Annotated in this window: 11 protein-coding genes and 1 pseudogene; 6 read left to right on the forward strand and 6 right to left on the reverse strand. The window is 45.1% G+C overall.

Annotated features, from left to right (window positions below):
* Positions 1-69 precede the first annotated feature (69 nt).
* The 3 genes from pip (at position 70) to F0261_RS05655 (ending at position 2,511) form a co-directional block, all read left to right on the forward strand.
* A complete protein-coding gene (pip, locus tag F0261_RS05645) occupies positions 70-1,047 on the forward strand; it encodes a prolyl aminopeptidase (protein WP_014950984.1) in 978 nt (325 codons plus the stop codon).
* The gene (dtd, locus tag F0261_RS05650; RefSeq protein WP_014977582.1) at positions 1,044-1,481 is read left to right on the forward strand and encodes a D-aminoacyl-tRNA deacylase; all 438 of its coding nucleotides are present in this window, start codon (positions 1,044-1,046) and stop codon (positions 1,479-1,481) included. Before pip ends, dtd begins: the two co-directional genes overlap by 4 nt.
* 115 nt (positions 1,482-1,596) lie before the next feature.
* Complete coding sequence (locus F0261_RS05655) at positions 1,597-2,511, forward strand: bifunctional GNAT family N-acetyltransferase/hotdog fold thioesterase (protein WP_014950986.1); 915 nt, start codon at positions 1,597-1,599, stop codon at positions 2,509-2,511.
* Positions 2,512-2,640: 129 nt separating this feature from the next.
* On the opposite strand, the gene rpoH is transcribed toward F0261_RS05655, so the two are convergent.
* Positions 2,641-3,495 carry an RNA polymerase sigma factor RpoH gene (gene rpoH, locus F0261_RS05660; protein ID WP_014950987.1) on the reverse strand — a complete coding sequence of 285 codons (855 nt, stop codon included), beginning with the start codon at positions 3,493-3,495 and terminating at the stop codon, positions 2,641-2,643.
* A gap of 604 nt (positions 3,496-4,099) precedes the next feature.
* On the opposite strand from rpoH, the pseudogene F0261_RS05665 reads away from it, so the two are divergent.
* A pseudogene (locus tag F0261_RS05665) lies at positions 4,100-5,325 on the forward strand (EAL and HDOD domain-containing protein).
* A 196-nt stretch (positions 5,326-5,521) separates the two neighbouring features.
* Entirely contained in the window at positions 5,522-6,757 is a 1,236-nt protein-coding gene (locus F0261_RS05670; RefSeq protein WP_014977583.1) for an EAL and HDOD domain-containing protein, read from the forward strand.
* A 98-nt stretch (positions 6,758-6,855) separates the two neighbouring features.
* Here F0261_RS05670 and ftsX read toward each other — a convergent pair whose 3' ends face one another.
* From ftsX to ftsY, 3 genes are read right to left on the reverse strand one after another with little or no spacing between them, the layout of a single operon-like run.
* Positions 6,856-7,836, reverse strand: coding sequence for a permease-like cell division protein FtsX (ftsX, locus tag F0261_RS05675; protein ID WP_014950990.1), 981 nt, complete (start codon positions 7,834-7,836; stop codon positions 6,856-6,858).
* A complete protein-coding gene (gene ftsE / locus F0261_RS05680; protein WP_014950991.1) occupies positions 7,833-8,546 on the reverse strand; it encodes a cell division ATP-binding protein FtsE in 714 nt (237 codons plus the stop codon). The genes ftsX and ftsE overlap by 4 nt, the downstream gene beginning before the upstream one ends.
* Before the next feature lie 26 nt (positions 8,547-8,572).
* Entirely contained in the window at positions 8,573-10,246 is a 1,674-nt protein-coding gene (gene ftsY, locus F0261_RS05685) for a signal recognition particle-docking protein FtsY (protein ID WP_171337431.1), read from the reverse strand.
* A gap of 66 nt (positions 10,247-10,312) precedes the next feature.
* Between ftsY and rsmD the strand changes: the two genes are divergently transcribed.
* Positions 10,313-10,996: a 16S rRNA (guanine(966)-N(2))-methyltransferase RsmD gene (rsmD, locus tag F0261_RS05690; protein ID WP_171337432.1), complete on the forward strand. Its 684-nt coding sequence runs from the start codon at positions 10,313-10,315 to the stop codon at positions 10,994-10,996.
* A 132-nt stretch (positions 10,997-11,128) separates the two neighbouring features.
* Here the strand turns inward: rsmD and F0261_RS05695 are convergent, their stop codons facing one another.
* Together F0261_RS05695 and F0261_RS05700 are read right to left on the reverse strand one after the other, a co-directional pair.
* Positions 11,129-11,707, reverse strand: coding sequence for a YjaG family protein (locus F0261_RS05695; protein WP_014977586.1), 579 nt, complete (start codon positions 11,705-11,707; stop codon positions 11,129-11,131).
* Positions 11,708-12,310 carry a YhgN family NAAT transporter gene (locus F0261_RS05700; RefSeq protein ID WP_014977587.1) on the reverse strand — a complete coding sequence of 201 codons (603 nt, stop codon included), beginning with the start codon at positions 12,308-12,310 and terminating at the stop codon, positions 11,708-11,710.
* Positions 12,311-12,702 lie beyond the last annotated feature (392 nt).

Here is a 12,702-nt window from a genome sequence, read left to right on the forward strand (position 1 = left end):
CAGCACGCAACCGTTTGTATAACAATAAACTAAACTAAAACAGGCACTCACACAACGCGCAGAAACAAAATGAAACGACTTTACCCCGATGTTACCTACTATGAAAATGGATTTATCGAAGTGGGAAGTGGGCATTCGCTTTACTTCGAGCAAAGTGGTAATCCAAATGGCATCCCCGTGCTCTTTATTCACGGAGGCCCAGGTGCAGGCTTACCCCCTAATTACAAATGCTTTTTTGACAGCAATAAGTATCGCATTGTCGGCTATGAGCAACGTGGTTGCGGCCGCTCTACGCCTATAGCTGACACGCTAAATAACGACACCTGGTCGAATGTTGAAGATATTGAAGCATTACGTACACACCTTTCAATTCCAAAATTTCTCTTGTTTGGCGGTTCGTGGGGTTCGACACTCGCCCTGCTCTACGCGTTAAAGTACACACCGCGAGTGACAGGACTCATTCTACGTGGCGTATTTTTAGCTCGACAGGAAGACAGGGATTGGTTTTTATCGCCAAATGGCTGTGCAGCTCAGTTATTTCCCGAGTATTACCGGAAATTTACAAAAGATGTGCCTAAGCCTGTGACCTCTAATTCAGTGTGTGATTTCTATAGCGCAATGGTGCGTTCTAGCAATGATGTACTAAGACATTCAGCGCTTAAAAGATGGTACCAATGGGAAGAGAGACTTTCTCGTATAACTCTACCACCTGGTGTGGGTGACTCGACAACTAATTACCCTATGCAGCTGGTCACCTGTTTAGCCACTTTGGAATGCCATTTCCTATCTAATCAATGTTTCCTAGATGAAAACTATATTCTTGAAAACATTAGCAAAATAAGCCATATTCCTGGGACAATTGTACATGGTCGTTACGACATGATCTGCAAAACAGAAGCGGCAGAGGCACTTCACAAAGCGTGGCCTCAAAGTCAGCTACAAATTATCCCCGACGCGGGGCACAGTACTTCCGAGCCTAGTATAGGTTACGCGCTCTGCCGTGCTACCCGCGACATGTCTCGCTTTATTCAGGAGTCGTCGAAGTGATAGGACTAATTCAACGCGTATCGGAAGCCAATGTCACCGTTGCCGGTAATCTTATTGGCGAAATTGGTAAAGGCATGCTGGTGCTCTTGGGTGTTGAGAAAGAAGACGGTGACGCGGAGATAGAGAAGTTAGCAAATAAGCTCTGTCGATATCGCATGTTCAGTGACGAAGACGGAAAAATGAACCTAAATGTTGAACAAGTGGGAGGCGAAATACTGGTGGTCTCTCAGTTCACACTCGTAGCCGATACGCAGAAAGGTAATCGTCCTGGTTTTTCACGCGGTGCATCGCCAGAACACGGCCAAGCCATTTATGAAAAGTTCGTTCAGTCTTTAAAAGATAAAGGTATGGTAGTGGCCACCGGCGAGTTCGGCGCTGATATGCAAGTAGGCCTAATTAATGACGGCCCCGTCACCTTTCAATTTAGCGTTTAGCGGGTAAAATCGTGCGCTTCGTCAGCATCCCAAACTTGCTTACATAATTAAGCTTGTACCGCATGTATTCTTACGTTTAAATACTCGTTCATTCATTTAAGAAGGCCGGTTTATTGTGTACAAGGTAGTCACACCAAAAAGCGATGCCGAGTTTGAAGCCTATTTTCATTTTCGGTGGGAACACTTACGCCAGCCATGGAATTTCCCTCCAGGCTCTGAAAAAGACGAATATGAGCAAGTCGCAGAGCACCGTATTATTACTAACCGAAATGGCGAAATTGTAGCTTGCGGCCGTGTTCATTTGAACACAGCCGAAGAGGCACAAATTCGTCACATTGCGGTTCACCCAGGCCATCAACGCAAGGGCTTAGGCCAAATGATCATGGCCGCACTAGAAAACGTTGCGAAAGACTTGGGCGCCGAGCGCGCTGTAACGAACAGCCGCGAAATATCTATCGACTTTTTTAGCGCATGTGGCTTTGAAGTTGAGCGTGAAGCGCCTAACGAGCTAGGCATGCTTAAACGTCAGCAAATGGTCAAGAAGTTCACTGAAAATAACACATTGGTACTTCACCCTAAGTGGTGTAAATCGCTGCAAGAGACATGGTCCGAGACCATTCCCATTACCGAGCACATGGGAATTAAGCTTTACCAGTACACAGGCCGCACACTTGAAACCCGTGCATCATTAAACAAAAACATCAATATTCACGGCACTATGTTTGCTGGCAGTATTTTTTCTCTAGCTACGCTAACTGGCTGGGGCATGATTTACTTGCAGCTTAAAGAGCGTGGATTAGACGGTGACATTGTATTGGGCGATGGTGATATTCATTACCACAAACCCATCACGATGAAACCAAGGGCAATCTGTAATATTGAAACCTTGTCTGGAAAATTCAAGCCGCTAGAGAACGACAACAAGGCAAGGTTTGAGCTGAGTGTGGCAATTTTAGATGGCGACACCCCTGTGGCGGAATTTGAAGGGGTATTCTACGTACTTCCTCCCTCTAAAAATGAAGAAGAGTAGCGTTACGGATTAGCGATCATCACTAATTCGTACGAGCCGTCACTGAGAACAAAAATCCACTCATAAAAAAAGCGCCGTTAAGGCGCTTTTTTCGTCGTTAAGCTATTTGTAAGCTATGCACTGCGTGTACTACGCGACCATAGCTGCTTGAAGCTTTTTCATCGCGTTCTTTTCAATTTGACGAACACGCTCTGCAGAAACCTGATATTTATCAGCTAAGTCTTGCAGAGTAATCTTGTTGTCTGCTAACCAACGAGTTTCGATGATATCTTGGCTACGCTCGTCTAGCGTTTTAATCGCTGAGTACAAGCGCTTGCTCGCCGCTGTATCCCAGTCGTTGTTGATTACGTCAGTTTCAACATCTGAAGATTTGTCTTCTAAATACTGAACTGGCGCAAAATTACCTGTTTCATCTTCATCCGCAGTTAAATCGAACGCTTGGTCTTGAGAGCTCATACGCGCTTCCATTTGAAGCACTTCTTTTGTACTCACACCCAATTCGTTCGCTACTGTTTGCACTTCGTCATGAGTAAACCAACCAAGACGCTTCTTCGCCTTACGAAGGTTAAAGAACAGTTTGCGCTGCGCTTTGGTTGTCGCAACTTTCACTATTCGCCAGTTTTTAAGTACAAACTCATGAATTTCTGCTTTGATCCAATGTACCGCGAAAGAAACCAAACGTACGCCCACCGTTGGGTCGAAACGCTTAACGGCTTTCATCAGACCGATGTTACCTTCTTGAATTAAGTCGGCTTGTGGTAAGCCATAACCTGAGTAAGATTTTGCAATGTGCACTACAAAACGAAGATGTGACATTACTAGCTTACGAGCGGCTTGTAAGTCTTCGTCTTCGCGAAGGCGCACTGCCAACTCGCGCTCTTCCTCAGCGCTAAGCATATCAATGCTGCTTACAGCTTGGATGTAGCCTTCAATGCTACCGCTGTGTGGCACTGACAGGGCCATAGATTGCAAATTGTTGCTCATTGTTCACCTCATTTATTGCCGCTTCATATTAGCAAAGTAACCGAAGCTGCGCGAGACCTAATTAAGATATGAAGTCTAACCGATATGTAGGTATAGTGACTATTTCTACAATATCAAGACCTAAATAAAGAAAAAAAGTTCAACTTTTAAGCTTGCGGTCCATTTACGAATGCATTCACCGCAAACACTAAGCCTAGACTATCGACTTCACATCGAATGACACGCTGCGCTTTTTGGCATCGTGCCTTTGGGTCGGTCATTTAACCACTACATCATTATACTTTAATTACACATACCAAAGTGAAGGCTAATCTCACTGGTATGAAATCCAACGCTTATTTATTACACGCTAGTTACCCAAAACATAAGATTTTCACTATATCTAAGATAAGTCAGCAAGGTGCCTACGCGTCAATACAGTGTATAAACCTTGTATATGTCATCTTATACCTTGCTTTTCTGGCTGGAAACTGAAAATAATAGATTGAATTAATCGATTTTGCACTACAACCGCTGTACAGCATTTTCCAGACAACAATTATAAAAGACTGGAAGGGAAATACTTAAGGAAAGGAGTAAGGCAAGTGAAGCAAAGAGGATCTTGATGTTTGCTTACGTCGCTAGACAGCCCATATTTAATGTAAACAGAGAAGTTTACGCCTATGAACTACTTTTTCGTGTTGGAGAAGATAACTGCTTTCCCGATATACCTCCTGACGAGGCTACCTCGAAAATTCTTACCTCTACCCATTTAAGCTTAGGTATTGAGGAGATAACCGGAGATAAGAAAGCCTTCATCAACTTTCACCGCGACACACTTATGTTTCGTTTTCCGACCTCTCTGGATGCAAGAAAGTGGTCATTGAGATTGTAGAAACCGTTGACGTTGATGATGCGCTGGTAGCCGCTTGCAAACATATTCGAGGTCTTGGCTATCCTATTGCTCTTGACGACTATGACATGAAAGGGAAGTGGGAAGCATTCATTCCATTTACCAGCATAGTCAAAATTGACATTACAGAGATCCCCCACGAAAAAATTCCCGCCCTTGTCGAACGCTTCAAGTCGAACAAAATACAGTTGGTTGCAGAAAAAATTGAGACCTATGAAGAATTCAATAAATTCAAAGACATGGGTTTCGACTATTTCCAAGGATACTTTCTAGCTAAACCCGAAATCGTAAGGCACAGAAAGTTAGGGCCCAGCAGCCTAACTATGATGGAGTTACTTACGCTAAGTAGCCAAGCAAAGCTTAATTTCGATGAAGTAAACAAAATCATTGAACGAGATCCCTCGCTTACCTACTTGCTACTGCGGTTTATCAACAATCCTCTGGTCAACAAGCGACATAAAATAACGTCACTTAAACACGCGTTAACCTTTATGGGCGAAGTAGAAGTGAAGAAGTTCATATCACTGCTGGCTCTTGCAAACCTAAGCGATGGTCAGCCTACTGAGCTAATGCAAATGGCGCTTGTTCGCGCAAAGTTTTGTGAACTGGTCTACACGCAGCTCAAAGGTGCCGATGACCCGTTAAAAGGTTTTCTTACTGGCCTGCTTTCTTTGCTTGATGCCATGATGGAACAGCGAATTGACGATTTGGTCAGCAAGGTTCCAATTAGTGACGACGTTAAAGATGCCCTGTGCGGAAGCCCTGGTGTGCTTCGCAACTGCCTGACGCTGTCACAATTCTTTGAAAGAGCTAAATGGACGGGCATTCAGCAATTTGCAACAAAGTATGGTGTTAAACAGAGTCTTCTGCATAGTTATTACAACGAAGCGATAAAGTGGGCTAAACACATTCATAAGGCCGCTTTGAACGACAACTAAACCTTCGATTACGCCAGTTGATGTGAAATTAATCGTTGAATAGTTGTTAGATTGCGCTTACATATCATAGACTAGGGTCAGTTCTTTTGGATTACACATTGAAGAACACCTAACCTTAGCGTGTGACGTAGCGCTAGCTAAGCCTCTAAATATAACAATAAAAATAACCTTAACCGTGTTGTATCAGGAATAGATTATGTTCGCGTTTATAGCTCGCCAGCCTATTTTAGATAAAAGCAAAAGTGTTTTCGCCTATGAGCTTCTGTTCAGAGATGGCAAGTCTGGTGCTTATCCGGAACATAACGAAGAGAAAGCTAAGTATATTTCTGAGCACTTCCATCCACTTGGGCTTGATGATATCAGCGGCGAAAAAACGTCTTTTATCACGTTCTCGTCAGATACAATTATTTCCCGCTTTCCTACATCGCTTAACCCTGAGTCGGTAGTGGTTGAACTAGCTGATCCAACCGACAACACCAGCGGCCTATTCGAAGCATGCCAGCACATAAAGCAACTTGGCTTCAAGCTAGCTATCGATGACCCTATGATGGTGGGTTCAAAACACGACATATTTCCTCTTATCGATATTGTGAAAGTCGATGTGACAAAAACCCGCTTTGAAACCATTGAAAAGCACATTCCGCGCTATCACGATGCGAACGTGCAATTAGTGGCGGAACAGGTTGATACGCAAGATAATTTTTCAACGTGCGTAGATTTGGGTTTCGACTTCTTCCAAGGTTATTTTTTCTCGCAACCGGAAGCGCGTATTCTACGACAGCTTCCTGCGTCTAAAATGAACATTGTTGATTTGATGGGCGAAAGCTCTAGCAGCGACTTTGACATAGACCGTATCAGCCAAATTATAGAGAGAGACGCCACCTTAAGCTTCTTATTGCTGAAGTTTATCAATAACCCCACTATTAATAAGCGTTTCAAAATTACATCACTAAAGCACGCGCTTAATTACATGGGTGAAGTAGAGATTAAGAAATTCATCGCTTTGTTAAGTTTAACTAACTTAGGCGACGAAAAGCCCCTTGAAATCATTCATATGTCGTTAGTTCGCGCTAAGTTTTTCGACTTACTTGCTGAGCGTAGAGGTCTTAGAAATAATCCGCCCATCTCCTTTTTGGTTGGTTTATTTTCGCTTCTTGAAGGGTTACTTGATCAGTCTATGACAGACATTGTAAAGCAGCTGCCGCTTTCCGATGAGGTTAACGATGCACTACTTGGCAAGAACTTAGAAATGAACAGCTATATGACTTTGGTTCGCGCCTTTGAAAGCGCCCTTTGGATGAATGTCATAAAACAAGCTAAAGTGCTTAATATTGACCAGAAGCAGCTGCATATGCTGTATAACCAAGCCATCATTTGGGGCAATGGAGTGCGCAGCGCTATCTCCTCACACTATCCCCGTGCGATAGCTTAAGTACAAAACTAAGAACACGCCTACTTACCGCCAATAACGTCATACAGTGCACCTATATATTTCGCACTGTAGGCGTGTGAGTATACTCACGTCTACGATTACTTGGGCTCTATTTCCCTTACATGACGCTGCACAGAGATAAGTGAGCCCAGTAAACCAAGCAGCACTGATAGTCCCAGCATTGTCAGCAATGCAGAACCGGTTAACCCGGTGATATTGAAATCCTTCTGATACATAGCGGCAAACGTGGTGATGCTGCTATCCATCCACCATAGTATGATAATAACGGCAAACCACGCCATCAATCCGCCCAGTAGGCCATACCAGAAGCCTGTATATAAAAACGGGCGATGGATAAACGCATCGGTTGCGCCAACCAGCTTCATCACTACGATTTCGTCGTACTTGTTCAAAATATTCAGACGAATGGTGTTACCAATAATTAATACAACGGCGATGAAAAGTAGCAATCCTATTAGCGTAACCAAGTCTCTGGCAATATCGATAACGGCATATAAACGCTCTAACCATTCGATATCCAGTTTACCTATATCAACTTCACGCTGCTGTCGCAACTTATCTAGCAGTGCTTTGGCTGCCGTCGGCGACGCGTGTTTTTCGTTTGGCGTTACTAGCACTACATCAGGCAGTGGGTTTTTCTCTAGATAGGCGATAGCATCGCCCAATCCTGACAAGTGCTGAAATTCTTTAAGCGCATCATCCGCTGGAATATAAACAACGCTGTCTATTTCAGACCAGCTATTTAATCGTGCCACCAGCTGTTGCGAACTTGCCGCGTTGATATCTGGCTTTAAAAACAGAGATATTTCTGACGCCTGATCCCAGCCTGCTGTAATTTTCTCAGTATTTTTCACCATGATGTAAAGCGTACTAGGTAGCGTAATACTCAGGCCTAGTACCCCAATAGTCATTAAGGATGCCAGCGGCTGACGCCACAGCTCACCAAGACTCGCCAGCGCTTGGCGCACATGGCTGACAAAGAACATCACAATAGATTGGATAAAGCCCACTTTGGCAGAAGACGCCCCTTTTGCACGCCCTTTAAACAAAATACTCATGACCAGGCTCCTTCACTGCTGGCTGAACTTGTGCCATCAAGGTCGTCAGTAAGGCCATCGGTGATCATTTGACCATTTTTGAGGGTCAGCGTGCGATAACGCATGCGAGCAATCAACCCTAAATCATGGGTTGCAATAAGTACTGACACGCCTGCTTGATTGAAGTCTTCAAACAGGCGAATGATTTCCATGGAAAGCTTGGGGTCGAGGTTACCGGTCGGTTCGTCTGCCAGCAGTAACGGGGGTTTATTTACTACTGCTCGCGCGATCCCCACTCGCTGCTGCTCACCACCAGACAACGTAATAGGCAGGCAACGCGCTTTGTCTCTTAGTCCTACCATTTCAAGCGCAGCTTCTACGCGCTTGCGAATTTCTTTGTGGGTGTAACCCTCAATGACTAGCGGTAACGCCACGTTGTCAAAAACCGACTTGTCCATCAGCAGCTGGTGACTTTGGAAGATCATGCCGATATCGCGGCGTATATAGGCAATATCTCGACGGGTAATAGCGTTAAGGTCGTGGCCATTAATAAGAACGCGCCCTACTGTTGGGCGCTCCATTAGGCTGATAAGTTTAAGTAGCGTGCTTTTTCCTGCGCCAGAATGCCCTGTTAAAAAGGCCATTTCACCCGGCGCAATATGAAAATTCACCTTGCTTAGCGCACGTTGTCCGCCCGGATAGGTTTTGCTTACCTGCTCAAACTTTATCATTATTTTTCCCTACCGCTTCGCTGGTTTTAGCTTTCAGGTGTGTCCATTTCGCTAAACAACGCATCAATAAATTCTTGTCCGTCAAACTGGCGTAAATCATCAATGCTTTCGCCAACACCTATATACCTTATAGGAATTTTGAACTTATCGGCAATAGAGAATATAACACCGCCTTTGGCTGTGCCGTCTAACTTGGTTAGTGTGATACCTGTTAAGCCCACGGCTTCATTAAACAACTTGGCTTGGCTAATGGCGTTTTGCCCTGTACCTGCATCCAATGTAAGCATAACTTCGTGAGGCGCATTCGGATTAATTTTCTTCATTACGCGAACCACTTTCTTAAGCTCTTCCATCAAGTTGTTCTTATTTTGCAAGCGCCCTGCCGTGTCGGCAATAAGGATATCTGTGCCGCGCGACTTCGCTGCTTCCAGTGCATCGTAAAGTACAGACGCACTGTCAGCGCCGGTGTGCTGTGCAATTACAGGAATATCGTTGCGTTCGCCCCATACTTGTAGCTGTTCAACCGCCGCTGCTCTGAAGGTATCACCCGCAGCAAGCATCACTTTCTTACCTTCTTGCTGGAACTGCTTAGCTAGCTTACCAATAGTTGTGGTTTTACCTACGCCATTTACGCCAACCATTAAGATAACGAATGGACCTTCACTGGAATCATGAGCCTGCATCACTTCTGACAGAGGCTGATTCACTTGAGACAACATGCCTGACATTTGTTGCTTCATGATGTCCAGCAAGGCTTCGGCATCTTTTAAATCTTTTCGAGAAGCACTGTCGGTGAGGTGATCGATGATTTTTTGCGTAGTGTCCATACCCACGTCAGCGACTAACAGCTGCGTTTCAAGGTCTTCATAGAGCTCATCATCAATGGTTTTGCCTTTAAACAGGCTTACTATGCCGCTACCTAAATTCTCTTTTGTACGAGATAGGCTCTCTTTTAAACGTGCAAATAACGACTTTTTCTCTTTCGGCTTTTCTTCGGCTTTGGCTTTAGCCTGTGCTTCAGCTTCTGCTTTAGCGCGCGCCTCTTCTTCCTCTTTAGCCTTCGCCTGTGCTTCAGCTTCTGCCTTTGCGCGAGCTTCTTCTTCCGCTTGCGCCTTCGCCTGTGCTTCAGCTTCTGCCTTTGCGCGAGCTTCTTCTTCCGCTTGCGCCTTCGCCTGTGCTTCAGCTTCTGCCTTTGCGCGGGCTTCTTCTTCCGCTAGCGCCTTCGCCTGTGCTTCAGCTTCTACCTTTGCGCGAGCTTCTTCTTCCGCTTTAGCCTTCGCCTGTGCTTCAGCTTCTGCCTTTGCGCGAGCTTCTTCTTCCGCTTTGGCCTTCGCCTGTGCTTCAGCCTCTGCCTTTGCGCGGGCTTCTTCTTCCGCTTGGGCCTTCGCCTGTGCTTCAGCTTCTGCCTTTGCGCGGGCTTCTTCTTCCGCTTGGGCCTTCGCCTGTGCTTCAGCTTCTGCCTTTGCGCGCGCCTCTTCTTCCGCTTGCGCCTTCGCCTGTGCTTCAGCCTCTGCCTTTGCGCGAGCCTCTTCTTCCGCTTGCGCCTTCGCCTGTGCTTCAGCCTCTGCCTTGGCGCGCGCCTCTTCTTCCGCTTGCGCCTTTGCTTCAGCTTCTGCCTGTAAGCGAGCTTCTTCTTCCGCTTGGGCTTTTTGTTTCTCTGCTTTTTTGTTCTTACTGAACCAGCCAAAAAGTTTCGACATCGTTAGGACAAATCCTTATAAATTCTTAGCAATTTCGGCTACACTTGCCGCCTAATGTATGAACGCATGATACCATTGTCAGCCACTATGAAGCGAGTTTCTCGCCCTACTCGGGCACCATCTTCTGCAAAAAAACCTTATTCATCCCAAAAAGGGAAAAAATCAGGGAAAACCCCAAGCGCAAATGGTCCTGGGCAAATACGCATTATCGGTGGCCAATGGCGTGGTAGAAAGTTACCCGTACTCAATGCAGAAGGGTTAAGGCCAACCACAGACAGAAACAAAGAAACCTTGTTTAACTGGTTAATGCCGTACATAAACGATGCACGCTGCTTAGATGTATTTGCGGGTTCTGGTGGGTTAGGTTTAGAAGCTCTGTCTCGCTATGCAGCACATTGTGATTTTATAGAGCTGGATAAACAGGCAGCAAGCCAGCTAAAAAGTAATCTTACCTTATTAAAAGCAAATGAATTGGCATCAGCAACCGTTCATCAAGGGGACGCACTAGGTATTTTAAAAGGCATCAGCCAAGCGCCTTACGATATTGTTTTTGTCGATCCGCCTTTTGCGAAATCATTGGTAGCACCTACGCTGGCTGCGCTAGAAGATAACAAACTTGTTCATAGTGGTAGCGTGGTGTATCTGGAACACGAAAGTGCGCTAACAACACCCGCTCTCCCCGCCCATTGGCAAATTATTAAAGACAAACAAACTAGCGCTCTGCGCTATATGTTAATTGAGGTATGTTGATCGATAACAATTGAAGTGCCTCAATTGAGGAGAGATAAGCCGTGACCTATGATTAAGCTCACGGCTTTTTTGAGCATAAGAGCTAAGGATCTGTTGCTCGTTTTACCTAAGCAAGACCAAGTTGCGTTGTCATTAAAGCTCAAGACCAATATTGGAGATTCCAGCTTCCAAGGCAAGTGCTTTCATTTCATCTGCCGCTTTCGCTGGGTATTTGGCTTGCTCTACATAATCAAGCAATTCGTTTTGTACCTCAACTTCAAACTCCATCAGCGGATGCCCTTTTACAGTCTCGTCATCGGCTTCTTCGCTTTCTAGCAAATAGGCTTCTACGCTGCCTTGCGATAACTTGCTGATGACCACTGCACCTTGCGGATCGTCGCCTGCCATCAAATTTAGCAAACCAGCTAGACCAATAGCTGCATCAATTGCTGGATAAACGCCATAGTTGTCATGCTCACTGGTATCAGGTGTAGCCACTTCAACTTTCTCAAGCTGTACCGCAATGTTGAATTTGCTCTTGGGTGATTTCAACGTTTCCCACACCAAATTCAAACAGTTGCGCAATGCGCTTGCATCACCACTTTCCGTTAATTCACAGAAAAGCGTGTAGTTGGGTAGCATACGCTCAAGTAATGCAGCACCGAATGCAACGGCTTTCCAGCCTTCCAAGGCGCGAACGCGCCCAAAGGTATTAAGTTTTTGCTTTGCCATTTAAAGGGCTCCAGTGGCATGCATGAAATATTGGGTAACGCCATCCAGCAACATTTGGATAGCAATCATAACTAGGATCATACCCATTAATCGCTCCATCGCAACTAGACCGCGCTCCCCCAGAATTTTATGGAACACATTTGAAAATAGTAAGATCACTGCGCTTATCGACCATGAAGCCGCAAGCGCAATCGACCAGTCAGCCATTCTGTCTGGCGCTTGGTTGGCAAGAAGAATAAGCGCAGCCAGCGTTGAAGGGCCCGCTATCATAGGAATAGCTAGAGGTACTAGAAAAGGTTCTTCACCTACAGCTAATCCACTGGGGTTGCCAGATGATGGAAAAATCATTTTAAGCGCAATAAGGAACAGAATAATTCCCCCAGCGATACTTACAGTCTCTTGTTCCACGTTCAGAAAATTGAGAACCGATTGGCCACTGAACAAAAAGAGAAACAGGATGCCAAGAGCGAATAATAATTCTCGAATTAGGATGACTTGACGACGCTTTGGTTCTATCGATTTGAGTACCGACATGAACACAGGGAGGTTACCTAAGGGATCCATGATCAAAAAGAGCATGATGGCAGCAGACCAAGTATCCATTTTTTTACTGTCTCCGGTTGTGAGGCTAAGCCCGTTTGCGCGTAAACCATTGAGTATAACTCAAAGTTCTTACAGATGGTCGTTTTAGGCGCGCAATGGTAAACCAAGCTGACTTAGTTAAAAACACCTTTTAAGGCATGATTGTTTTTCATTTATCTAGAGCCTGCAAAAAATACTCGAAAAATAACGAAAGTGCGCTTTACTAAAGCGTAGGGAGAAGTGTTTGTCATTTCTAAGCGGTGTTTTCGCCTTATTCACGGTCAGAATTCAAACAGCCCAATTGGCTTTTTCTACACCTTTTGGATAATGTCTTATCTCCAGAGCTTTTGATGTAATAGTGGGTAACATCATTTTGTTTAACGTTTTGTTCTGCGCATTGTTCGGCGTTGGAA

The sequence above is a fragment of the Alteromonas sp. 07-89-2 genome (genome assembly GCF_013113925.1).
Taxonomy (GTDB): domain Bacteria; phylum Pseudomonadota; class Gammaproteobacteria; order Enterobacterales; family Alteromonadaceae; genus Alteromonas; species Alteromonas macleodii.

Coding starts and splice junctions, on each gene's coding strand:
- ftsX (WP_014950990.1), bottom strand. CDS start 7,836: ATGAGTATTTTGTTTAAAGGGCGTGCAAAAGGGGCGTCTTCTGCCAAA.
- F0261_RS05700 (WP_014977587.1), bottom strand. CDS start 12,310: ATGGATACTTGGTCTGCTGCCATCATGCTCTTTTTGATCATGGATCCC.
- rsmD (WP_171337432.1), top strand. CDS start 10,313: ATGATACCATTGTCAGCCACTATGAAGCGAGTTTCTCGCCCTACTCGG.
- rpoH (WP_014950987.1), bottom strand. CDS start 3,495: ATGAGCAACAATTTGCAATCTATGGCCCTGTCAGTGCCACACAGCGGT.
- F0261_RS05670 (WP_014977583.1), top strand. CDS start 5,522: ATGTTCGCGTTTATAGCTCGCCAGCCTATTTTAGATAAAAGCAAAAGT.
- ftsY (WP_171337431.1), bottom strand. CDS start 10,246: ATGTCGAAACTTTTTGGCTGGTTCAGTAAGAACAAAAAAGCAGAGAAA.
- ftsE (WP_014950991.1), bottom strand. CDS start 8,546: ATGATAAAGTTTGAGCAGGTAAGCAAAACCTATCCGGGCGGACAACGT.
- pip (WP_014950984.1), top strand. CDS start 70: ATGAAACGACTTTACCCCGATGTTACCTACTATGAAAATGGATTTATC.
- F0261_RS05695 (WP_014977586.1), bottom strand. CDS start 11,707: ATGGCAAAGCAAAAACTTAATACCTTTGGGCGCGTTCGCGCCTTGGAA.